This window comes from Stenotrophomonas sp. CASM114 (assembly GCF_049384325.1).
GTDB lineage: Bacteria > Pseudomonadota > Gammaproteobacteria > Xanthomonadales > Xanthomonadaceae > Stenotrophomonas > Stenotrophomonas muris.
The window spans coordinates 1-23,036 of sequence record NZ_JBMRGJ010000030.1 but is presented as its reverse complement, the minus strand read 5'-3'; the positions used below and the strand labels follow the sequence as shown (position 1 = coordinate 23,036).

The 23,036-nt window shown below is 67.8% G+C and carries 18 protein-coding genes; 10 read left to right on the top strand and 8 right to left on the bottom strand.

Features of this window, described 5'->3' with window-relative positions; translation table 11 throughout:
• Nucleotides 1-20 precede the first annotated feature (20 nt).
• The 3 genes from VG566_RS19205 to VG566_RS19195 all read left to right on the top strand — a co-directional run bounded on the left by VG566_RS19205 (nucleotide 21) and on the right by VG566_RS19195 (nucleotide 4,884).
• Entirely contained in the window at nucleotides 21-3,407 is a 3,387-nt protein-coding gene (locus VG566_RS19205; RefSeq protein WP_241884210.1) for an autotransporter serine protease, read from the top strand.
• Between the two features lie 117 nt (nucleotides 3,408-3,524).
• Nucleotides 3,525-4,301 carry an AMP nucleosidase gene (locus VG566_RS19200; RefSeq protein ID WP_005419211.1) on the top strand — a complete coding sequence of 259 codons (777 nt, stop codon included), beginning with the start codon at nucleotides 3,525-3,527 and terminating at the stop codon, nucleotides 4,299-4,301.
• 43 nt (nucleotides 4,302-4,344) lie between these two features.
• Complete coding sequence (locus VG566_RS19195) at nucleotides 4,345-4,884, top strand: DUF924 family protein (RefSeq protein ID WP_014648372.1); 540 nt, start codon at nucleotides 4,345-4,347, stop codon at nucleotides 4,882-4,884.
• A 119-nt stretch (nucleotides 4,885-5,003) separates the two neighbouring features.
• Here VG566_RS19195 and grxD read toward each other — a convergent pair whose 3' ends face one another.
• Nucleotides 5,004-5,930: a Grx4 family monothiol glutaredoxin gene (gene grxD, locus VG566_RS19190; RefSeq protein WP_032956577.1), complete on the bottom strand. Its 927-nt coding sequence runs from the start codon at nucleotides 5,928-5,930 to the stop codon at nucleotides 5,004-5,006.
• A gap of 59 nt (nucleotides 5,931-5,989) precedes the next feature.
• Between grxD and VG566_RS19185 the strand changes: the two genes are divergently transcribed.
• Nucleotides 5,990-6,769 carry a polysaccharide deacetylase family protein gene (locus VG566_RS19185; protein ID WP_032956574.1) on the top strand — a complete coding sequence of 260 codons (780 nt, stop codon included), beginning with the start codon at nucleotides 5,990-5,992 and terminating at the stop codon, nucleotides 6,767-6,769.
• Nucleotides 6,770-6,869: 100 nt separating this feature from the next.
• Here the strand turns inward: VG566_RS19185 and VG566_RS19180 are convergent, their stop codons facing one another.
• The 3 genes from VG566_RS19180 to VG566_RS19170 are packed head-to-tail and all read right to left on the bottom strand — an operon-like array spanning nucleotide 6,870 to nucleotide 9,489.
• Nucleotides 6,870-7,589: a class I SAM-dependent methyltransferase gene (locus VG566_RS19180; protein WP_164110860.1), complete on the bottom strand. Its 720-nt coding sequence runs from the start codon at nucleotides 7,587-7,589 to the stop codon at nucleotides 6,870-6,872.
• Between the two features lie 4 nt (nucleotides 7,590-7,593).
• Nucleotides 7,594-8,211: an SGNH/GDSL hydrolase family protein gene (locus VG566_RS19175; protein ID WP_164110859.1), complete on the bottom strand. Its 618-nt coding sequence runs from the start codon at nucleotides 8,209-8,211 to the stop codon at nucleotides 7,594-7,596.
• 3 nt (nucleotides 8,212-8,214) lie between these two features.
• On the bottom strand, nucleotides 8,215-9,489 hold the full coding sequence (locus VG566_RS19170) for a pyridoxal phosphate-dependent aminotransferase (RefSeq protein WP_032956570.1): 1,275 nt from the start codon (nucleotides 9,487-9,489) through the stop codon (nucleotides 8,215-8,217).
• A 114-nt stretch (nucleotides 9,490-9,603) separates the two neighbouring features.
• On the opposite strand from VG566_RS19170, the gene rsgA reads away from it, so the two are divergent.
• On the top strand, nucleotides 9,604-10,713 hold the full coding sequence (gene rsgA, locus VG566_RS19165) for a ribosome small subunit-dependent GTPase A (RefSeq protein ID WP_134965967.1): 1,110 nt from the start codon (nucleotides 9,604-9,606) through the stop codon (nucleotides 10,711-10,713).
• A 210-nt stretch (nucleotides 10,714-10,923) separates the two neighbouring features.
• Nucleotides 10,924-12,177, top strand: coding sequence for a flavohemoglobin expression-modulating QEGLA motif protein (locus VG566_RS19160; RefSeq protein ID WP_075076345.1), 1,254 nt, complete (start codon nucleotides 10,924-10,926; stop codon nucleotides 12,175-12,177).
• A gap of 340 nt (nucleotides 12,178-12,517) precedes the next feature.
• On the opposite strand, the gene VG566_RS19155 is transcribed toward VG566_RS19160, so the two are convergent.
• The 4 genes from VG566_RS19155 to VG566_RS19140 form a co-directional block, all read right to left on the bottom strand.
• Nucleotides 12,518-14,815, bottom strand: coding sequence for a TonB-dependent receptor (locus VG566_RS19155; RefSeq protein WP_069117896.1), 2,298 nt, complete (start codon nucleotides 14,813-14,815; stop codon nucleotides 12,518-12,520).
• A gap of 227 nt (nucleotides 14,816-15,042) precedes the next feature.
• Nucleotides 15,043-15,783, bottom strand: a complete 741-nt coding sequence (gene phbB / locus VG566_RS19150; protein ID WP_005419193.1) for an acetoacetyl-CoA reductase — start codon at nucleotides 15,781-15,783, stop codon at nucleotides 15,043-15,045.
• 24 nt (nucleotides 15,784-15,807) lie between these two features.
• Entirely contained in the window at nucleotides 15,808-17,136 is a 1,329-nt protein-coding gene (locus VG566_RS19145; RefSeq protein WP_012481220.1) for a CitMHS family transporter, read from the bottom strand.
• Between the two features lie 74 nt (nucleotides 17,137-17,210).
• Nucleotides 17,211-18,350, bottom strand: a complete 1,140-nt coding sequence (locus VG566_RS19140; RefSeq protein WP_111151103.1) for an OprO/OprP family phosphate-selective porin — start codon at nucleotides 18,348-18,350, stop codon at nucleotides 17,211-17,213.
• A 242-nt stretch (nucleotides 18,351-18,592) separates the two neighbouring features.
• Here VG566_RS19140 and VG566_RS19135 point away from each other — a divergent pair, with 242 nt between their 5' ends.
• From VG566_RS19135 to VG566_RS19120, 4 genes are read left to right on the top strand one after another with little or no spacing between them, the layout of a single operon-like run.
• On the top strand, nucleotides 18,593-19,282 hold the full coding sequence (locus tag VG566_RS19135; protein ID WP_005419188.1) for a response regulator transcription factor: 690 nt from the start codon (nucleotides 18,593-18,595) through the stop codon (nucleotides 19,280-19,282).
• Nucleotides 19,275-20,666, top strand: coding sequence for a sensor histidine kinase (locus VG566_RS19130; protein WP_014648362.1), 1,392 nt, complete (start codon nucleotides 19,275-19,277; stop codon nucleotides 20,664-20,666). The genes VG566_RS19135 and VG566_RS19130 overlap by 8 nt, the downstream gene beginning before the upstream one ends.
• The gene (locus VG566_RS19125) at nucleotides 20,663-21,718 is read left to right on the top strand and encodes an ABC transporter substrate-binding protein (RefSeq protein ID WP_014648361.1); all 1,056 of its coding nucleotides are present in this window, start codon (nucleotides 20,663-20,665) and stop codon (nucleotides 21,716-21,718) included. The genes VG566_RS19130 and VG566_RS19125 overlap by 4 nt, the downstream gene beginning before the upstream one ends.
• A gap of 28 nt (nucleotides 21,719-21,746) precedes the next feature.
• Nucleotides 21,747-22,397 carry a response regulator gene (locus VG566_RS19120; RefSeq protein ID WP_014648360.1) on the top strand — a complete coding sequence of 217 codons (651 nt, stop codon included), beginning with the start codon at nucleotides 21,747-21,749 and terminating at the stop codon, nucleotides 22,395-22,397.
• Nucleotides 22,398-23,036 lie beyond the last annotated feature (639 nt).

Here is a 23,036-nt window from a genome sequence, read left to right as displayed (position 1 = left end):
AATCAAGGACGTAACTGCAGATGATTGTCTTCCCGTCGTATCGCTCCACCGCTTCCCGCCGCTCGATCCTCCCCTCACCCCTGGCCTCGGCCATTGTCGGCTCGCTGCTGATGGCCGCCGCTCTGCCGGCGCTGGCCCAGGACAGCAACGCAGACGCCTTGTCGCGTTACCAGTTCCAGCGCAGCCTGCAGGCCGCGTTTGCCGCACCGGTCCTCACCGCTTCGCCGTCGCTGGCCGTCGCCGCCGCCGATGTGGAAGTCGATCCGGAACCCATCATGGGCAAGCCGGGTGATGCCGCCAGCTGGCGCACCACCGAATTCAACAGCGACTGGGGCCTGCAGGCGATCAACGCCGATGTGGCCTACGCACGCGGCCTGACCGGCACCGGCATCCGCCTGGGCGTGTTCGACAGCGGCACCGGCCTGGACCACGACGAGTTCGCCGGCAAGGACCACCGCAGCATCCATCTGGCCGACGTGCTGGCCGATGGCAGCCTGTGCGCGCGCGAAGTGCTGAGTGGCCCGGACGCCTGCTTCGCCAGCGACGGTGACCAGGTGGCCGTGTCCTACCAGCTGCTCGACCCGGACTATGCCGATCTGCTGGAGCGCAATGGCTTCTACGAAGGCCTGAGCTACAACGTGCACGGTACCCACGTGTCGGGCACCATCGCCGCCAACCGTGATGGCAACGGCACCCACGGTGTTGCCTTCGGCGCCGACCTGAGCGTGGCCCGCCTGTTCTCCAACAGCGCCACCTACCTGTCGGTGGTGAATATCGGCGGTTCCCTGTATCTGGACGAACAGACCATCGCCGCCATCCAGGCCGACGATTCGATCTACCCGCAGCTGTATGCGCAGATGAACGAGCAGGGTGTGCGCGCCATCAACCACAGCTGGGGCCTGGCCAACGAGCCGACCACAGCGGAAGACCTGGACATGTACCAGTCGCACCCGGTGTTCGCCGCCAGTCTGGCTGCGATGGCCGAAGGTTCGCGCAGCAGCGGCCTGATCCAGGTATGGGCCGCTGGCAACACCGATTCGCCCAACACTTCGCCGGAAGAAGCGCCGATTGCCGGCATGTATGCCTCGCTGCCGCGCGCCGTCGCCGACGTCGAGCCGTACTGGCTGGCCGTGGTCAACGTCAATCAGGACCTGGAGCTGAGCAACCGCTCGATGCGCTGTGGCCTGGCGGCGAACTGGTGCCTCGCCGCGCCCGGCTCGAACATCAACTCGACCGTGTACGGTCCCGATTCGGTGATCGAAGGTGATTTCTACGATGACAATGGCAACCTGGTGGTGGACATCATCAGCCAGACCCCGTCGTCCGATTACGAGGAACTGAGCGGCACGTCCATGGCCGCCCCGCACGTCACCGGCGCGCTGGGCCTGCTGTTCGAGCGCTTCCCGTACCTGGACAGCACGCAGGTGCGCGACGTGCTGCTGACCACCGCCACCGACCTGGGTGCTGCAGGCGTGGACGATGTCTACGGCTGGGGCCTGATGAACCTGGCTGCGGCCGTCGAAGGCTACGGCTCGCTGCGCGTGGACACCGAAGTGGTGATGAACCAGAAGGCCGGCGGCCTGAAGGTGTGGGAAGGTGATGCATGGGACGACTGGACCAATGACATCGGCGGCCCGGGCAAACTGACCAAGAGCGGCATCGGCTGGCTGCGCCTGAGCGGCGACAACAGCTTCAACGGCGCGGTGGTGCGCGAAGGCGTGCTGGAACTGGACGGCGTGAACACGCTGACCAGCGCCGTGGACGTGACCGGCGGAACCTTCCTGCTGAACGGCACCCTGCAGAACACAGCGCTGAACAGCCTGGGCGGCAGCAGCCGCATCACCGCCACCGGTGTGCTGGACGGCTCGGACCTGACCGTCACCGGCGGCGTGGTGTCCTTCAACGGCGTGCAGACCGGCGGCAGCACCTTCGTGGGTGAAAAGGGCACGCTGAAGGGCGTGGGCCAGCTGGGAAACACCACCGTGGCCGGCATCATCGCTCCGGGCAACTCCATCGGCACGCTCACCATCAACGGTGACTATGTGCAGACCGCCACTGGCGTGTACCAGGCCGAGGTGGCCCCGGGCAGCCGCAGCGACCAGCTGCACGTGACCGGCACCGCCACCCTGGGCGGCACCCTGGTGGCGCTGCCGGAACCGGGCACCTACTACCTGGGCGAGCAGTTCAACTTCATCCAGGCCGACGGCGGCGTGAACGGTCGGTTCGCCAGCACCGATTTCAGCGCCTTCTCGCCCTTCCTGCAGTTCGGCCTGGCCTACTCCGCCGCCGGCGCGCGCATTGAAGTGACCCGCGGCAACGCGCTGGCTACCGCGGCCACCACCGCCAACCAGTTGGCCGTGGCCACCGTGGTCGACGGTCTGGCGGTCAACCAGGGCCTGCCGCGTCCGCTGACCATGCTGTTCCCGGAACAGGTGGGCAGCGCACTGGACAGCCTCAGCGGCGAACTGCATGCCGCCACCAGCGCGGCCCTGCTGGAAGGCAGCCGCTACGTGCGTGATGCCGCGCTGGCCCGCCGTGCCGGTGCCGCTGCACCGGGTGCCGAAGGCGGCGACGCCACCGGTGTGTGGGTGCAGGCCCTGGCCGGCAGCACCACGCTGGACGGCAACACCAACACCGCCCGCACCGAAGCCAACAGCAACGGCCTGCTGGTCGGTGCCGACCGCGAGTTCGGCGGCTGGCAGGTGGGCGTGCTGGCCGGTACCGGCCGCACCGACGTGAAGCAGGGCGAAGGGCGCCGTGCGAGGTCGAAGGTGGACAACACCCACTTCGGCGCCTACGCCAGCCACAACTGGGGCGGTTTCGGCCTGCGTGGCGGCCTGGCATGGAGCGAACACGATGTGGACAGTACCCGTGAGCTGGCGTTCGCCGGTTACAGCGACACCCTGAGCGCCCGCTACGACGCGCGTACCCGCCAGGCCTTCATCGAAGCGGCCTACCGCTTCGGTGGCCGCGAGGCTGGCCTGGAGCCGTACGTGCAGGTGGCCCGCGTGGAAGTGGACACCAAGCACGTGAACGAGCGTGGCGGTGCTGCGGCCCTGCAGGGTTCGGTGGACGACGTGCGCACCACCCTGGCCACGGCCGGCGTGCGCTTCGACAAGGGCCTGAAGGCCTCGTTCCAGCAGGACAGCTGGTTGCACGTGCGCGGCGCGGTGGCGTACCGCCACGCCAGCGGCGACCGCAACCCGTCGGCCCGCCTGGGCTTTGCCACCGGCGGTGACAGCTTCGTGGTCAACGGTGCACCCATCGCCGACAGCGCGGTGGTGGCCGAACTGGGCCTCTCGGCCTGGCTGACCGCCAAGCAGCAGCTGGAACTGGGCTACAGCGGCCAGTTCGGCGACGAAAGCCGTGACCACGGTGCCAACCTGCGCTGGTCGGTGCGTTTCTAAGCCACCGGCTCCCGCAGGGAAACCAGGAGGGGCGGCCGTTGGGCCGCCCCTTCTCTTTGTGTGGCAGGGCAGGCGCAGCGTTGCCTACAATGGCGCCCCTGCAGAACCGGACCGGGCATGAAGAGCAAACAGGAAATCGTCGACAACTGGCTGCCGCGTTATACCGGCGTTCCGCTGGACCAGTTCGGCCAGCATATCCTGCTGACCAATTTCGGCGGCTACCTGCACACCTTCTCCGCGCTGACCGGCGCCCCGGTCATCGGCCTGGACCGGCCGATGGCCAGCGCCACCATCGATGGCATCACCATGATCAACTTCGGCATGGGCAGCCCCAATGCCGCGATCATCATGGACCTGCTGTCGGCGGTGATGCCCAAGGCGGTGCTGTTCCTGGGCAAGTGCGGTGGCCTGAAGCGCAAGAACCAGCTGGGTGACCTGGTGCTGCCGATCGCAGCGATCCGCGGTGAGGGCACTTCGGGCGACTACCTGCCGCCGGAAGTGCCGGCCTTGCCGGCGTTCGCGCTGCAGCGTGCGGTCTCGACCATGATCCGTGATCTCGGCCACGACTACTGGACCGGTACCGTCTACACCACCAACCGCCGGGTCTGGGAGCACGACGAGGCGTTCAAGGAGCGGCTGCGGGCGATGCGCTGCATGGCCATCGACATGGAAACCGCCACCGTGTTCGCCGCTGGCTTCGCCAACCACATTCCCAGCGGCGCACTGCTGTTGGTGTCGGACCAGCCGATGATCCCCGATGGGGTCAAGACCGAGGCCTCCGATGCCAAGGTCAGCTCCCAGTTCGTGGAAAACCATATCCAGATCGGTATCGAGGCGCTTAAGCTTATCCGGCGCAACGGCAAGTCGGTCCGCCACCTGCGCTTCGACGAATGATGATGATGGCCTGGCGCGGCGCGCCGGCCCTGGGGAGTAGGTGATGGACGTTGCCGCGCACGTGGTGGAATTCTGGAAAGAGGCGGGCCCTGCGAAGTGGTTCGCCCGCGATGATGCGTTCGACGCGCAGTTCCGCCAGTTGTTCCTGGATGAGCATTTCGCAGCCGCCTCGCGCGCGCGCGAACACTGGCTGGGCAGTGCCGAGGGCGCACTGGCGCTGATGCTGCTGCTGGACCAGTTCCCGCGCAACTGCTTCCGCGGTAGCGCCCATTCCTACGCCACCGATGGCCTGGCCCGGCACTACGCCATGCGCGCCATCGAGGAAGGCCTGGACCTGCAGCTGGTGCCCAAGCTGCGCGCCTTCATCTACCTGCCGTTCGAGCACTCCGAGGATCCGCTGGACCAGGACCGCTCGGTGGCGATGTTCGACGTGCTGGGCGACAAGGAATACCTGCAGTACGCCGAGCTGCACCGCGACATCATCCGCCGCTTCGGTCGCTTCCCGCACCGCAACGCCGTACTGGGTCGCATTCCTTCACCGGAAGAGCTGGACTACCTGGCCGAAGGCGGTTTCGCCGGCTAAGAAAAAGGGGACGGAGGGAATTAAGTCGTTTTTGCCACAAACGACTTAATTCCCTCCGTCCCCTTTTTAGGGGTCAGATCGCCTTTCCGCAGGAAAGGGCTCTGACCCCGGGCCTTCAATCAGTACTTCGGCACGCCGTTGTCGACGTCTTCCGACCAGGCGTTGATGCCGCCGGTGACGTTGAACACCTTGGTGAAGCCCAGGGCGCGGAACTGCTCGGCGGCCTGCGCGCTGCGGCCACCGTGGTGGCACATGAAGGCCAGCGCGGTGTCCTTGGGCAGGGCTTCCAGCGCGGCGCGGCCGTTGCCGTCGAAGGTCTTGAACGGCACGCCCACGGCGGCGATTTCACGCTCGTCGGCCGGGCGCACGTCCACCAGGGTGATGTTGCCGGCACGCACCAGGTCGTCGGCATCGCGCACGCTGATTTCCTGCACCGGCTTGGGCGCATTCGGGTTGTCGATGGCCAGGCCCTTGCCGCGGATGTCGTCCACCCAGTCGATGGTGATGCCGTTGGCGCGACGGGCGCTGGCCAGGTCGAACTGCACGCGCAGGCCGTTGGACTCGGCGGCGATGGCGCCTTCGTCGTGCGGGGCCAGCTGGAAGTTCGGCTGGAAACCGGCGTCGATGGACAGCTGCAGAGCAGCGCCCGGGGCATCTGCCAGCGCGCCCTTGAGCATTTCCACGGCCGCCGGGGTGACGGTGATGCTCGGCGGGGTACGGTCCGGCGCGGCCAGGCCCAGCACGCTGCTCAGCTCGCCGCTGGCAGCCATCTGCAGCACGATGTCGCTGCCGCCGACCAGTTCGCCGTCGATGTACAGCTGCGGAATGGTCGGCCAGTCGCCATAGGCCTTGATGCCTTCACGGATTTCCTGGTCGGCCAGCACGTTGACGTGGGCGAACTCGACACCGAGGTCCTGCAGGGCGCCCACGGCCTTGGCCGAGAAACCACACTGCGGCATCGACGGCTGGCCCTTCATGAACAGCACGACGCGGTTGGCGTTGAGGATGGATTCGATGCGCGAACGCAGGGCGGGATCGAGGGACATGGACGTCGGGGTTCCGGGAATTCGAATCATCAATTCTACCCCTCATGGCATCATGGGGGATGAGCAACGCAGGAACATTGCATCGCATCCCGACCCGGCCCTGGCGCTGGCTGCCCTGGCTGGTGGCGTCGCAGCTGGCCGTGATCCTGGTCTGGGCCCTGGCCGGCTGGCACTGGGGGCTGCCCGTGATGGTGGCCAGCCACGCACTGTTCCTGGTGCCGGTATTCCTGCCCAACAGCCGCTTCTACGCGCCGGTGCTGAGCCGGATGGGAGAGGCCGGCAACAGCGTCTGGTTGACCATCGATGACGGTCCCGGCCCGGAGACCCGTGCGGTGCTCGACCTGCTGGACCGCTACCAGGCCCGCGCCACCTTCTTCCTGGTGGGCGAGCGTGCGCTGGCACAGCCGGAGCTGGTGCAGGAGATCCTGCGCCGCGGCCACGACCTGGGCAACCACAGCCACAGCCATCCGCAGGCGCGCTTCTGGCGGCTGGGCCCGGCAGCGATGCGTGCCGAGATCGAGGGCTGCCAGCATGCGCTGCAGGCGGTAAGCGGCCGCCCGGTGCGCTGGTACCGTTCGGTGGTGGGCATGACCAATCCGTTCGTGGCGCCGGTGCTGAAGGCGCTGGGACTGGTGCGCGTGGGCTGGAGCGCCCGTGGCTACGACGGTGTCGGCTGCACGCCGGAGGGCGTGCTGTCGCGGCTGCTGCCGGACCTGCGCCCGGGCGCCATCGTGCTGCTGCATGAGGGGGCCGCCCACGGCCACAACCTGGCGATCATCGAACGCGTGCTGCAGGCGCTGGACGAGCGGGGGCTGAAGGCGCGGCTGCCGGTTCCGTAACGCCGGGCCCTGGTGGTGTGGAGCCGCCGAGCATGGGCTCGGCGCTACAAGGGTTGGCGATCATCCTGTAGCGTAGCGCCGGCACATGCTGCACTCGGCGCTACAACGCGGGGCGTTCGGCCACCAGCAACCAGCTGTTGAACGGCGTGCGCCCGTGCAGGGGGCGCGGCGCCGTCACTTTCAATCCGGCCTCGGCCAGTGTCGCCTGCAGCACCTGCGGGTCGGGGTAGTGGCGCGGCCGCGTGCCCATCCAGCCGACCAGCCAGGCCAGCCGGTCCGCCACCCGCGTGGTGCGGTCGCGGCCATCGCCGGTGGCCAGTGGCGTGCGCAGCAGCAGGCGGCCGCCGGGAGCGACCCGCATACTGGCCTCACGCAGCAGTGCCTGCTGTGGGCCCGCGTCCAGGTACTGCAGCACATCCAGCAACAGCACATGCCCGGCCTGCGCCGGCAGCGGCGCCTGCACGTCCAGGCAGTCGAAGCGCACAGCGGGCAGGCCGGTGGCGGCACGCTGGGCGCGGGCGATCTTGCTGGCATCCACGTCCACGCCCCGGTAGGGCTGGGAGCCACCGCGCTGGCGCAGCACGTGGGCGAACAGGCCCAGCCCGCAGCCCAGGTCCAGCACGGGTTGCCCGTCGCCAGGCAGGTGCTGCAGCACGCCGTCATACAGCGGGTCGCTGCCCAGCTTGCTGCGGGTGTAGTAGTAGTCGCGGCGGCTGGCCCAGGCGTGTGCGGGGCGGAATGCCTCGGCGATCGCGCGGGCCTGCGCGGCGCTCAAGGGTGTGCAGGGCAGGGGCGGGCCGTTCCGTGGCGTGCCGTCCATCGCCTCAGTCCGTTCCGCCGAGCAGGTGGGCGGCGACCGGCAGCGCGCGCGCGCTCCACAGCGCGTACATCCGTGCTGAAGGGTGCAGGCCGTCGTCGGCGATCATCGCCGGGTCGCCACCGTGGTCACGGCTGATGTCGGTGATGTCGACGAAGGCCACGCCCTGCTGGGTGCAGATCACTTCAGCGGCCGCGTTGAATTCGTCGGTCTCGATCTCGATCGCGGCCAGGTCACGGCCGCTGCCGATACCGAACGGGGTTGCACCCCAGTCGGGGAAGGACAGCACCAGCACACGCCCGGGGCGGCCACCGGCAAAGCCGATCGCCCGCTGCAGCAGGGCGTGGAACTGTAGGCGGTACTCGTCCAGCGGCCGGCCGCGGTACTGGTTGTTGACGCCGATCAGCAGGCTGACGAAATCGAACGGGCCCTGCGGCGCGGCCGCATCGATGCCGGCGTCCAGCTCGTCGGTGGTCCAGCCGGTGGTGGCGATGGTCTGCGGGTCGGCCAGCGCCACATCCTGCGCACGCAGGGCGGCGGCCAGCTGGTGTGGCCAGCGGCCTTCAACGGCAACGGCTTCTCCGATGGTGTACGAATCGCCCAGCGCCAGGTAGGACAGCGCCACGGCTCAGGCCACCGAACGGCGCGGCTTCAACGGTACGACCTTGGTCGCGTCCTCGGCACGGCGGGCCAGCACGCGGTCGATGCGGGCGAACACATCGCGCATCACCGAGGCTTCCGGCAGCAGGGTCACGCGGAAATGATGGCGGTAGGGCACGTTGAAGCTGGAACCCGGTACCACCAGCACGCCTTCATTGTTCATCAGGTCCAGCGCGAAGTTGTGGTCGTCGAAGCCCTTGGCAGCGGCACCGACCACGGCCGGGAACGCGTACAGCGCACCGGCCGGCGCGACCAGCGACAGGTGCTCACTGGCTTCGCAGGCTTCGATCACTGCGCGGCGGGTCTCATACAGGCGGCCGCCCGGGGTACACAGTTCGGAGATGGTGTCCGGGCCGTTCACTGCGGCCTCGATGGCGTACTGGCCGGGCACGTTGGCGCACAGGCGCAGCGCGCCGAGCAGGTCCAGCGCGGCGCGGAAGTCGCCCAGGCGCGCGTCGTCGCCGCTGAGGTGGGCCCAGCCCACGCGCCAGCCGCAGGCACGGTGCACCTTGCTCAGGCCACTGAAGGTCAGGCACGGGTGGTCGCCGGCCAGCGGCGCGACCGGCTGGAATACCGCATCGTCGTACAGGATCTGGTCGTAGATCTCATCGACCAGCAGCAGCAGGTTGTGGCGGCGCGCGATCTCGACCACGCGCTCGAGCAGTTCACGCGGGTAGCTGGCGCCGCTGGGGTTGTTCGGGTTGATCAGCACGATGGCGCGGGTGCGCGAGGACACCAGCGTCTCGATCTCGCTCGGGTCCGGCTGGAAGCCGTTCTCGGCGGCGCAGCGGTAGTACACCGGGCGGCCATCGTTGAGGATGGTCGAGGCCGACCACAGCGGGTAGTCGGGTGAGGGCACCAGCACTTCGTCGCCCGGGTTGAGCAATGCGCGCAGCGACAGGTCGATCAGTTCGCTGACGCCGTTGCCGACGAACACACGGTCGGGGTGCGCATCCGGTGCGCCACGGCGGGCGTAGTACGCCGCGATGGCTTCGCGTGCGACCGGCAGGCCCTGCTGGTGGGTGTATGGATCGGTGCGGCCCATGTCATCGGCGATCGCGCGCTGCAGGTGCTCGGGCGCGCGGAAACCGAAGTTGCCCGGGTTGCCGATGTTGAGCTTGATCAGCTTGCGGCCCTGCGCCTCCAGCTCCCGGGCTCGCCGCGCCAGTTCTCCGCGGATTTCGTAGCGCACTTCGGAAAGGCGCTCGCGGATGGCCAGGGGCTTGGGCGAGATGGTGGACATGGGGGCTGGGCCGTCAAAAGGCATGGGGATTCCATCCTACCGGAATTGCTGCAGTGCATGGCAGGGGTGCCGGGCTTGTCATTGCTGGGCTGGCAGGGCGCCGGCGCAGGTAGAATGGCGGCGATGACCCAGACCCCCGATTTCATCGCCCTGCAGACCATCGGTTGGCCCTGGCCGGGCCCGGCGCAGCAGGCCGAATGGCAGGCCGTGATGGCCGCGCACTCGCAGGCCCGCCCGGCGCGGGTGATCGAACAGCACCGCACCCACTACGTGGTGGCCGATGGCCCGGATGCGTCGATCAAGGCCGAATCGCTGCCGGAATGGCAGCGCCCGCGCTTCCCCAGCCACGAGCGGCCTGCAGTGGGCGACTGGGTGTTGCTGGACGGCATCCGCATTGTCGCGCTGCTGCCACGCCGCACCGCGATCAAGCGTGGCGCCGCCGGCGAGCACTACCACCAGCAGGTGATCGCGGCCAACATCGACACGGTGTTCATCGTCTGCGGCCTGGATGCCGACTTCAATCCGCGCCGCATCGAGCGCTACCTGCTGCTGGTCGGCGGTGGTGGTGCAGAACCGGTGGTGGTGCTGACCAAGGCCGACCAGACCGAGTACAGCGAGGATGCGCTGGCGGTGCTGGAAGAGCTGGAGATGCAGGGCATCGCGCTGCATGCGATCAACGGCCTGGATGCCGACAGTGTGGCGGTGCTGCAACCGTGGCTGGGCCCGGGCCGCACGGTGGTGCTGGTCGGTTCCTCCGGTGCCGGCAAATCCACGTTGACCAACACCCTGCTTGGCGAGCAGCGGATGAAGACCAACGCGGTGCGCGCCAACGATTCGCGTGGCCGCCATACCACCACCCACCGCGCGCTGATGCCGTTGCCGACGGGCGCCTGCCTGATCGACACCCCGGGCATGCGCGAGCTGAAGCCGACCGGCGAAGAGACGCTGTCCGAAGGTGGCTTCGCGGACATCGAGGCGCTGGCCGCACAGTGCCGTTTCAACGACTGCAAGCACCAGCAGGAACCAGGTTGTGCGGTGCGGGCGGCGATCGAGGCGGGCGAGATCGAAGAAAGCCGGTTGCTGAACTACTTCAAGCTGAAGGAAGAAGTGGCTGCCGCTGCCGCCAAGCTGGCGGTACGCCAGGCCGAGACCGCGCAGGAGCGCGGCGGCAGGAAGGGCAAGGGCCAGCAGTTCCGCCCGGCAGGCAAGCCGCGTAGGCGCTGATCGGTACCGCGGGGTCGGATCCCATTGCGCCGCAATGGGCTCTGACCCCTGCAATGAACCCGCCACTGCCTGCTTCGAGCGGGTGCCAACAGCCCGCGCCTGGTAGGTGCCAACCTTGGTTGGCACGGGTGTGTCGGCAAGCCCGCCGTCGGCGGATGCCAACCAAGGTTGGCACCTACCAAAGCAGGGGCAGGGCGTTATAGTCCGCGCATGGAACCGACTGCGACGCTGGACCGTGACGTGGCCCACCATGCAGCGCTCGATGCGCGCCTGGTCGAGGCCGTGGGAGGCATCCGCCTGCTGGGCCTGACCAGCTGGCCGGCAACGCTGCAGGCACCGTTCCTGGACAGCGTGGCGCGCGGCCAGCCGGTGCTGCCGAAGGTGGATTACCCCCGGCTGGACTTCAGCGAAGAACGTCGCGCGCTGGCCGCGATCGCAGCCGACTGCGACGACACTCATCCGCTGGGCCACTACGTGCGGCAGTCAGCGCAGAGCTGGGACCTGGCCGCGCAGCTGCTGGAAGGACTGGGCACCGCCGCCGTTGATACCTGTTCGGTGCAGCTGTTCGGCGCCCCCGAGCAGCCGCTGCCGGGCAATGGCCCGAGCACGCGCGACGCGGCGCGCCACTTCATACAGATTGCCGCCGAACTGGACCACGAACTGCTGGCGCCGGAAGAGCAGGTGCCGGTCTCGGCCATCGCCCTGCAGCTGCAGCTGCAGAATGATCTGGATGCGTTTTTCGAATCGCGCATCATCCAGGTGCAGCTCGACCCGGAACTGGTGTCCAAGGCCGCCGCCGGCCCGACCCGCATCCGCCTGCGCACCAGCGCGCGCTTCAGCGCCTACGACCGCGCGCAGCTGTTCCACCATGAAGCGCTGGTGCATTCGCTGACCGCATTGAATGGCCGCGGCCAGCCGGTACTGCCGAGCCTGGCGTTGTCCTCGCCACGGGTAACGGCGACCCAGGAAGGGTTGGCGACCTTCGCCGAGCAGATCACCGGCAGCATCGACATCGAGCGCCTGAAACGCATCAGCCTGCGTACCGAAGCGATTGCGATGGCACGCGAAGGCGCTGATTTCATCGAAGTGTTCCGCTATTTCTGCGATGCCGGGCAGAACGCGGAAGAGAGTTTCGCTTCGGCCCAGCGCGTGTTCCGTGGCGTGCCGCCGAGTGGCGGCCTGGCCTTCACCAAGGACACGGTGTACCTGCGCGGCCTGGTATCGGTGCATACCTTCTTCCGGCACATGCTGGCCGAGGACCGCCTGCAGGTCTGCCGCTGGTTGTTCGCCGGCAAGATGAGCCTGGCCGATGCGATCGCGTTCGCGCCGCTGTTCGAGGCGGGGGTGCTGAAGCCGCCGCGCTGGCTGCCGCATTGGGTGAGCCGGGCGAACGGCCTGGCCGGCATGCTGGCGTTCTCGCTGTTCGCCAACCGGATACGGATGGACCAGCTGGCGCCGGAATGAAATGCGTTGGCGGATCCTCCTGCGCCTGCCTGCTATCGGCTGGGAGGAGGCGGGGCACCCTGGTCAGGACACGCAAAAGCCCCTCCATGGTGCTCGATGGCGCCATCCATGGCGCCAACGGTCCTGACCAGGGTGCCCCGCCTCCTCCAGACAATTTCCTGCGGGCGCGGCAGCAGGTCCACCAAAGGGATTGCGTTTGGAAAGCTTGAAAAGCAAAGCGCCGGTCAATGCCCGGCGCTTTGCTTTTGCTCTAGCTTTCCATTGCCTCCGCGCCGGCGCTGGGAATTGCCTACCTGCGCCATGCAGGAAAACTCAATGCGCCGCAGCGCCCGCTTCTGACTTAGAACTCCGCCGCCACCGTCATGAACAGCTGCCGCGGTGCGCTCGCATGGATCGCATAGCGCGTGCCCTTCGGATCAGTCGGTGCGAACGAACTCAGCTGGCCGGCGTAGCGCTTGTTGGTCAGGTTGGTCGCGTTCAACGACACCCGCACGTTGCGCAGGCCCAGGCCCGGGCCGAAATCGTAGCCCGCACCGGCGTCGAAGGTGGTCACGCCCGGCACCGACTGGTCGTTGGTGTAGGTGTAGTAGCGCTTGCCGGTGTACTTCGCACGCAGGCTGGCGAAGAAGCCGTCGCGGTTCCAGCTGATCTCGCTGGAGGCCATGCGCTGCGGCGTATCCACCGTGATCTTGCCGGCCACCGGAACGATCGCACCGCCCGAGGTGTAGTCATCCTCGTAGGTGGTCTTGTTCCAGGACAGCGCGTTGTACCACTGCAGGCCATCAATCGGCTTGAGGATGAAAGTCAGTTCCGCGCCATGGCTCTTCACCGAACCGACGTTGATGAAGCGCGTCACGCACTCCGGGCGCGTGCCGACTTCGATGCTCGAACACGGGTTCAGCGACAGCAGGCGGTTGTCGAACTTGACGTTGTATGCAGCGATCGAGGCCTGGTACTTCTCACCGAAAGTGCGGAAGCCGGCTTCCAGGCTCTTGGACTTCTCCGGCTCCAGCCCGGCGCTGGCCGCGAACGATTCCGGCGACACCTGCAGCGGGCCGCCGCTGCCACCGCCGACGAAGGCGGCGATGTTCTCGGCGTAGGAGGCGAACAGCTCGTTGTTGGCGTTGAGCTTGAAGCCCAGGCCTACCTGCGGCAGCACCGATTCCTTGGCGGTCAGTGTGCCCGACGCAATGCGGGTTTCAACGCCGGGCTGCGCGGTGGCGCGCATGCGGGTGTTGGGACTCTTGATGCCCACGTCCACGGTCAGGCGCTGGTCCAGGAAGCGCATGCGGTCCTGCACGTAGAACTGGCGCGTGCGGATGTCGAAGTCCTGGTTGAACAGCAAGCGGTCGGGGTTCTTCAGGTACAGGTCGTCCAGGAACGGGCCGCTGATGTAGTAGAAGTTGCGCGACACGTTATGGTCGTTCTGCTCGTACCACAGGCCGGCTTCCAGCTCGTGGATGCCCACCGTCCACGAGAGCGCGGCGGTCAGGCCATCGCGGTTGATCGTGTAGTTGGTGCTGCGGATCGAGATCGGCAGCATCCTGTCGGTACCCGGGTAGGACGGCTGGCCCGGTGCCCACCAGTGGCCCTGGCCACGGTTGTCGTGGTGGTAGGCCAGCAGCTTCAGGCGGCCCTGCTCGCCCAGGCGCAGGTCGGCATCGACCGAGTACAGGTTGTCGTCGCGCAGCGCACGGCTCTGATAGTACGCATCGTCGATGCTGTTGACGCCGCCGCTGAACTTGCAGCGCGCCTTGTTGTAGGTGCCAGGCGCGCAGTACGCGGCGGCGACGGCGCGATCCCAGTCCGGCGCGTAGATGTTCCAGTCATACCCCAGTCCGCGTGCCAGCATGTCCTTGGACAGGTAGGCATAGTTGGCCTGGCTGGCGCGCGAGGTCGCCACGAACGCACCGAAACGGTGGTCGCCAACGTTCCACACTGCCTTGGCATTGAACTGGCGGGTGGTCTGGTTCTGGTACGGCGCGGCCCACATGTCCTGGTCCTGGTGCACGCCGGACACATAGGCCGAGAAGCCGTTGAGGTCGCCGGTGTCCACGCGCAGGTAGCCGCGGCGCTGGTGGTTGTCGCCGACGGTGACGCTGGCGCGGCCACCGAATTCGGTGGATGGATCCATCGAGAAATACTGGATGGTGCCGCCCAGGTTGCTGGTCGAGGCCACGCCCAGCGAACCAATGCCCTGCGACAGTTCGGCGCCGGCCAGGTTCTCGGCGATGATCGCGCGGGCGATGCTCAGGCCGTTGTAATTGCCGTAGCTGTTGTCGCCCAGCGGGATGCCGTCCAGCGTGTAGCCCAGGCGGCTCTTGTCGAAGCCGCGCAGGCTGATGGTCTGCGATTCCTCGTTGGCGCCAAAGGCATCGTTGGACTGCACCGACACGCCCGGAAGGCGATCGAGGATCTTCTGGCCACTGGTGCCCGGCGGCAGCACCTGCTTGTCCACGGCAGTGATGCGCTGCACCTGGCGGGTCTCGCCCTGGCCGATCACAGAGACGGTATCCAGCGTCTGCGCGCTCAGCGCGGCATCGGTGCTGGCGCCGGTATCGGCGGTGGTGGCGGCATGGGCGCTGGCGGCGGCGGAGAGCACGATCGCTACGGCGATCGTCAGGTGTCGGGTCTGCATGGTGGTCCGTTGCATGGGGGGTGATCACCGGCACGCGTGCGCGGTGCAGGGCCACTATGCGAACGGAACATGAAACCTTCTTTACGGAAAACCAACGAATGGTGCAGGGCACCCGCGCAGGTCCCGCAGCCGGATGAAAAAGGGGCCGGATTCCCTTCGCAAGCAAAGGTTCACCGGCCCCGCGCACTCCGTGGGGGAGGCGGTCCACGCGCAGCGTGGAGACTGGCTTACCCCATGTACAGGCCACCGTTGACCGGATAGTCGGCGCCGGTCACGTACGAGGCTTCATCCGAGGCCAGCCAGGCGCACAGGCCGGCCACTTCCTCGGGGCGACCCAGGCGGCGCACCGGCACCGAGGCCGCCAGCCGGTCCAGTACATCCGGCGGGAAGCTGCTGATCGCCTGGCTGGCGATGTAGCCCGGCGAAAGCGTGTTGACGGTGACGCCGCGCGAAGCCACTTCGGCGGCCAGCGCACGGCTGAAGCCATGCATCGCGGCCTTGGCGGTGGCGTAGTTCACCTGGCCGATCTGGCCCTTGTGGGCGCTGACCGAGCCGATGTTGATGATGCGGCCCCAGCCCCGCGTGGCCATGCCGTCGACCACCTGCTTGGTCAGGTTGAACAGCGCATTGAGGTTGGAGGCGATCACCGCGTTCCAGTCCTCCACCGTCATCTGCCGGAACAGCAGGTCGCGGCTGCCGCCGGAGTTGTTGACCAGTACATCGACCTCACCCACTTCGGCGCGGACCTTGGCGAACGCGGCGCTGGTCGAGGCCCAGTCGGTCGCGTTGCCTTCGGAGGCGATGAAGTCGAAGCCCTGTTCGCGCTGCTCGCGCAGCCAGTTGGCCTTGCGCGGCGAGTTCGGCGCGCAGCCGGCAACCACGGTGTGGCCGCTGCGGGCCAGGCTCTGGCAGATGGCAGTGCCGACACTGCCCATTCCACTGGTGACGTAAGCGATTCGAAGCGTCATTGCAGAAGGCTCCTTGGCAAAGGGTCAAGCGGCGAGAGGATACAGGCCGAACAGCAGGCTGCCGACCATCAGCAGCATCGAGATGGCGATGGCCCACTTCAGGGTGAACTTCTGGTGGTCGGCGAATTCGACCTTGGCCAAGCCCACCAGCAGGTAGGTGGACGGCACCAGCGGGCTGAGCAGGTGCACCGGCTGGCCGGCCAGCGAGGCGCGCGCCATTTCCACCGGAGTAATGCCGTAGTTGCCGGCGGCCTCGGACAGTATCGGCAGCACGCCGAAGTAGAACGCGTCGTTGGACATGAAGAAGGTGAACGGCATCGACGCCACCGCGGTGATCACCGCCAGGTACGGGCCCCACGACTCCGGAATGACCGCCAGGAAGCTGTGCGACATCGCTTCGACCATGCCGGTGTTGTTGAGGATGCCGGTGAAGATGCCTGCGGCGAAGATCAGCGACACCACCGACAGCACGTTGCCGGCGTGGTTGACCACGCGGCGGCGCTGCTCGGCCAGGTTCGGGTAGTTGATCACCAGGGCGATGGCGAAGCCGACCATGAACAGCACCGGCATCGGCAGCACGCCGATGATCAGCGCGGTCATCAGCGCCACGGTCAGGGCCAGGTTCACCCACAGCAGCTTCGGCCGTTTGATGTCCTCGGCGTCTTCCACGGTCGGCAGCGGATTGCTGTCATCGGACACGCTGTTGTCCATCCAGCTGCCGCCCTTGGGCAGGGTCACCACGCCGAGGCGACGGCGTTCCTTCAAGCCCAGGTACCAGGCCAGCAGCAGCACGCCGGCACAGGCGATCACCATCGACGGGATCAGCGGCACGAACACATCGGCCGGGTCCACGTGCAGCGCAGTGGCCGCGCGTGCGGTCGGGCCGCCCCACGGGGTTAGGTTCATCACGCCGCCGGCAAGGATGGTCACGCAGGTCATGTTCAGCGCGTTCATGCCCAGCCGCTGGTACAGCGGCAGCATCGCCGAGACGGTGATCATGTAGGTGGTCGAGCCATCGCCGTCGAGCGAGATCAGCATCGCTAGCACGGCGGTGCCAAGCACGATCTTCATCGGATCGCCCTTGACGAAGCGCAGGATCACCCGCACCAGCGGATCGAACAGGCCTGCGTCGATCATCACCCCGAAGTAGAGGATGGCGAACATCAGCATCACGCCGGTCGGCGCGATCTTCTTGATGCCCTCCAGCATCATCTCGTCGATGCCGGCACCGAAGCCACCGATCAGCGCGAACAGGATGGGAATGGTGATCAGGGCGACGAGCGGCGACAGGCGCTTGCTCATGATCAAGTACATGAACGTAATGACCATGCCAAAGCCGAGGATGCTCAGCATCATCTGCGGACTCCTTGCGAAAACAGGACGTGGGGAGTGGAAGGGGCCCGGGCGGAATGCCCGGAATGTCGGGCCTAGAAGTCGTACTGCAGGCGGCCGGTGACCGCGCGCGTGCGGTCCACCGTGACCCCGGCCAGGCGATCACGGTTGCGGCTTTCGATCACGTTGAGCATGAAGCGCAGGTTGTCGCGCAGGTACCAGTTGCCACCCAGCGTCCAGGCTTCGGTGCTGCCGCGACGCAGGTCCGGCGCACCATCAAGGTGCTGCGCGCCCCACATCTGGTCGTAGCGCAGCGCCACTTCGAATGCACCGGCCTTGTGGCGGATGTCCTTCACCCGCGCGAAGCGTCCGGTCTTGCGGTCATAGGCGCGGCTTTCGCCGGTGACGAACCAGCTGAGCATGCCGTAGGCGGCCATCACGTCGCCGCGCTGGGCGCCGTCATCGAAGGTGGCGCCACTGAACTCGCCCTGCCACGACAGCGGGCCGCGCACCTGCGCGTATTCCAGCGACCACTTGTTGACGTCGGTATCGCGGCCGGCGGAGAAGTCGACCAGGGTCAGGCGGCTCTCGTCCGACAGATGGCCGGCCGGGCGCGGGCGGATGCGCAGGCCGGGCACGCCGTTGGCGCCGGGGTTGTCGTAGGCCTCGCGGGCCAGCGACAGGCCCAGGTGCAGCACGTCGCCATCGCTGGGCGAGGGCGCCCAGGTGACGCGGCCACCGGCAGCGCGCCCCTTCACCTGCCAGGCGTCGATGCTCTCCAGGCTGTAGAGGCTGGCCGCCCAGGTGAAGTCACCGGGGTTGGCCTGCCAGGACGCACCCAGGCGGTACAGCGGCGCCAGGGTGGTGCCGGCGTTGCCGCGCTCCAGGAAGCTGCCGTAGTTGGAGCTGGTACGGTCATCCAGCGAGAAATACTGCTTGAACTGGCCCACGGTCAGCTTGCCCGCCTTGCCGAAGCTGCGGGCCAGGTAGACATCCTTGGCCTCGACGCGGTCGCCGGAGAAGTCGGCTTCCAGCTTGTAGTCGACCACGAAGAACTTGCCGGACACATCGACCCATGCACGGCGGATCTCGGTGTCATCCTTGTTCGGCGTTCCGCGGTTGTCGTTGTCGAAGGTGGCGAAGTCCAGGTGCAGGCGGCCACCCAGGGTGGCGGTGACCGGACGGTCGTCTTCGGCGGCAATGGCCGGCGCCGACAGGGCAGCCAGCGCCACCATGGCGGCAGGGCGCCGCCAGGCAAACATGAATTCCACAAACCCTCCCAGGTGCGCGCCAGGCGCGCGGCAATCGTGGGCACCGGACGGTGCGCGGCCGCAGTCTGGGTCGGGCAAGCTGTCATCGTCCTGTCAACGGATTGTGCGGTGCAGCGTAAAGCGGCCCGCTGCCGCCTCCGGGCGGGGCGCGGCTAGCGCGGCAGCGGCATGCGGTAGCATTCGTTTCCCTTCCCACCCCCGTGCCCATGCGCCTGCTGCTGGTCGAAGACAACCCGGATCTGGCCGATGCGATCATCCGCCGCATGCGCCGCAGTGGGCATGCCGTGGACTGGCAGGCCGATGGCCTGGCGGCGGCCAGCGTGCTGCGCTACCAGAGCTTCGACCTGGTGGTGCTGGACATCGGCCTGCCCAAGCTCGATGGCCTGCGCGTGCTGGCCGGCATGCGCGAGCGCGGCGACAGCACGCCGGTGCTGATGCTGACCGCGCGCGATGGCATCGAAGACCGTGTGCAGGCGCTGGACGTCGGCGCCGACGACTACCTGGGCAAACCGTTCGATTTCCGCGAGTTCGAAGCACGCTGCCGCGTGCTGCTGCGGCGTGCGCGCGGCCAGGCCAGCGAAGTGGTGCAGATTGGCGGATTCCAGTTCGACAACGCGGCGCACCGGGTCAGCCTCGACGGGGAGCCGATCGAACTGCCCAATCGCGAGTACCGCCTGCTGGAGATCCTGGTCGGCCGTCTTGGCCAGGTGGTCGGCAAGGACGAGATCGGCAACGGCCTGTTTGGTTTCGATGACGAAGCGGGCCCGAATGCCATCGAGTTGTACGTTGGTCGCCTGAGAAAGAAGCTGGCGGGCGCGCCGCTGCGCATCACCACGGTGCGTGGCGTCGGTTACCTGCTGGAAGCCAGCGATACCCATGCCGACGCCGATGGCTGACACGCGTGCTGCGACTGCGGCGCCGGGTTCGCTGCGGCGCACGCTGCTGCTCTACCTCGGCGTGCTGCTGGCGGTGTTCGCGGTGGCCCTGCTGTTCGCCGCACGCGATTACGGCCAGCGCGCCGCCAACCGATCCTACGATCACCTGCTGGTGTCCTCGGCGCTGTCCATCGCCGATTCGGTGGCCCTGGTCGACGGCCAGTGGCAGGTCGATCTGCCCTATGCGGCGCTGGACCTGCTGGCGATGGCGCCGGAGGACCGCGTGTTCTACCGGGTGGCCGACAGCCGCGGCACGCTGATCACCGGCTACGGTGATCTGCCGACACCGCCGCGCAGGCCCGGTACCCAGCCGCAGCTGTTCGACGCCCCCTACAGCGGCGAAACCGTGCGCTTCGTGGTGGTCGGCCGCAGTTTCGCCGCGGCCTCGGCACAGGGCGAGGTGCAGGTGCAGGTGGGCCAGACCCGGCGCGCGCGCGAAGCCGTTGCGCAGGACATGGTCAATCGTGCATTGCTGGCGATCGGTGTGTTGTCTGGGCTGCTGCTGGCGCTGGTGGCGTTCGGCGTGCATCGTGCGTTCCGGCCGCTGGTGCGGGTGGAGCGCGAGCTGTCGCGCCGCGAGCCGTCCGACCTGAAGCCGCTCGATGCCCGCGTGCCACGCGAGATGGACCAGATGGTGGCCGCGTTGAACCGCTTCATGGAGCGCCTGTCCAGCAGCAACGAGACACTGCGCGCGTTCATGGCCGAGGCCGCACACCAGATGCGCACGCCACTGGCGGCATTGCGAGCTCAGGCGCAGTTGGCGCTGGATGATGACGATCCGGAGGACATGCGACGCAGCCTGCAGGCGATCGAGCGCAACGCCACGCATATGAGCCGGCTGCTCAACCAGCTGCTCAGCGATGCCAGCGTGATCCATCGTTCGCACCTGCAGCGCTTTGCGGCGGTGGATCTGGCCGAGACCGTGCACCAGGCGTTGCATGAAGCACTGCCGCAGGCAAGCCCGGCACCGCGCGTGCAACTGGCGATGACTGCCGAGCCGGTGCAGGTGCATGGCGACGCGCTGCTGCTGCGCGAGGCAATCAAGAACCTGGTCGACAACGCGTTGAAGTACGGCGGCGACGGCCCGTTGCAGATCGCGCTGACCGTGGAAAGCGGGCAGGCCGTGCTGACCATCGCCGACCATGGCGCCGGCATCGCGGCTGCCGATGCCGAACGCGTATTCGAGCGCTTCGCGCGTGGCGAAGGCGCGCCATCCGGCGGTGCCGGGCTGGGCCTGGCCATCGTCAAGCGGGTGGTCGACAGCCACGGCGGCCGCATCGACCTCAGCAACCGCCCGCAGGGCGGGCTGATCGCCACCATCCGCCTGCCACGGAGCAGTCCATGATCCGCCTGTTTGCCACGGCCGTTGCCCTGCTGCTGGCCCTGCCGGTGCTGGCCGCGCCCGGCGATGTGCGTCGTTTTCCCGCACAGGGGGCGGCCACCGCGCAGCTGCGCATTCACGGCACTACCGACATCGAAGTGTTCGCGGTGGTGATTGCCGATTACCAGCGGCTGCACCCGGGCACCGAGGTGGTGTACGAGGACATCATCACCCAGGACCTGTACGCGCGTTACCTGCACGACCGCGGTGGACCGGCATCGCCGGACCTGCTGATCTCCAGCGGCATGGACCTGCAGACCAAGCTGGTCAACGATGGCCACGCGCTGCCACATCGCTCGGCGCTGACCGCTGCGCTGCCAGCCTGGGCGCAGTGGCGCAACGAGGCCTTCGGCATCAGCTACGAGCCGGTGGTGATGGTCTACAACACCCGCGCAATGCCTTCGGCAAAGGTGCCGCACACGCGCCGCCAGCTGCTGGACCGGCTGCGTGCCGAAGGTGCACCGCTGCGCGGCAGGGTCGGCACCTATGACATCGAGCGCAGCAGTGTCGGCTACCTGCTGGCAACCCAGGATGCGCAGCGCGGCAGCATCGCCGGCGCGCTGCTGGGGGCGCTCGGCGACAACGACGTAGTGCGCGAAGAGCGCACCGGCGTGCTGCTGGACAAGGTGGCCAGCGGCGAGCTGTCGCTGGTCTACAACGTGCTTGGTTCCTACGCGCAGGCACGGGTCGATGCCGGCGCGCCACTGGCCATCGTCGAGCCTGAGGACTACACGCTGGTGGTGCTGCGCACCGCGGTGATTCCGCGTACCGGCCCACACCCGGAAGAAGCGCGGCGCTTCCTCGACTACCTGCTGTCGCCCCGTGGCCAGCAGGTGCTGTCGCGCGAGGCGCGGCTGATGCCGATCGTGACCGGCAACGCACGTGGCGACGATGCGCCCGGCCGCAGCCGGCGTCCGATCCAGCTCGGCCCGGGCCTGCTGGTGTACCTGGATGCGCTCAAGCGCCGCCAGTTCCTCGATGCCTGGCGCAGCAGCGTCGAGCCGGCGGGGCGCTGAGGCTCCGGCCTGCCCGTACAATGGCGGCATGAGCGAATACACCATCCTGATCGCCGACGACCACCCGCTGCTGCGTTCGGCGGTGGTGCAGTCCTTGCGGCAGAGCCTGCCGCTGGCGCAGGTGCGCGAGGTGGCCAGTGCCGATGCGCTGGCCGAGGCGCTCGACGCACAGCCGGACGTGGACCTGGTGCTGCTCGACCTGACCATGCCCGGCGCGCACGGTTTTTCCGCGCTGCTGCACGTGCGCGGCTCGCATCCGGACATCCCGGTGGTGATCCTTTCCTCCAACGACCATCCGCGGGTGATCCGCCGTGCCCAGCAGTTCGGCGCCGCCGGTTTCATCCCGAAGTCCGCGCCGGCCGAGACCATCGGCGAGGCCGTGCAGGCAGTACTCGATGGCGGCCTGTGGTTCCCGGCGATGGCCGCCGAGCGTTCCGAGGCCGATGCACTACTGGCCAGCCGCCTGGCCCAGCTGACCCCGCAGCAGTTCCGCGTGCTGCTCTGCCTGGCCGATGGCCTGCTCAACAAGCAGATCGCCTACACCCTGGGGCTGGCCGAGAACACGGTGAAGGTGCACGTCACCGCCATCCTGAAGAAGCTCGAGTGCCACAGCCGCACACAGGCGGCGGTGCTGGTGAAGGCGCTGGAGCCCGAGGGCGACGCCGGCATCGGGCTGTAGTTTCCAGCAAACGGCGCAGCCCCTCGTGGGTGGACACGTAGAGCAGTTCATGGGTGAGGCCGGGCAGGTGGACTGCACAGGGGCCGCTGCAAGTACATCCATGTAAGCTCGGTCGCCGCATCCATGCGGCTCACGCCCCTGCGCAGCCCAGCTACCCGGCCACGGACAGGTTCCGTGCGCATCCATCCACGGAAGAGAAAAGAAGATCAAAAGCAAAGGCAGCCTGACAGGCCGCTTTTTGCAGAGCCGAGCCCACGCTCGGCTGCTTTCTGGCCGGTCCGTGAAGCCGAGCATGGGCTCGGCTCTACACGAGCAAGCGCAGCGCGCGACCCGCTTTTGATCTTATTTTCTTCTCCGTGGGTGCAGGCCACCGAAATCTGTCGGAGGCCGGTCGGGTTGGGTGCGCGGGGGTGTCAGCCGCATGGGCCCGAGGCATGCCTCGGGCGGGTTGGGCAGGACGCCCAACCCGGGTCTTGCCGTGTGCGCAGGACAGCGCACACGAGCAAGCGGCTGCCAAGCCTCCAGGGACGGATTCACGGCGTCCCCCGCGTACCCAACCCGACCGGCCCACCCGCGGCTTCTGCTTTCCGCGACCACCCAGACACCACCCACGAGGGGCTGCGCCGTTGGCTGGAAACT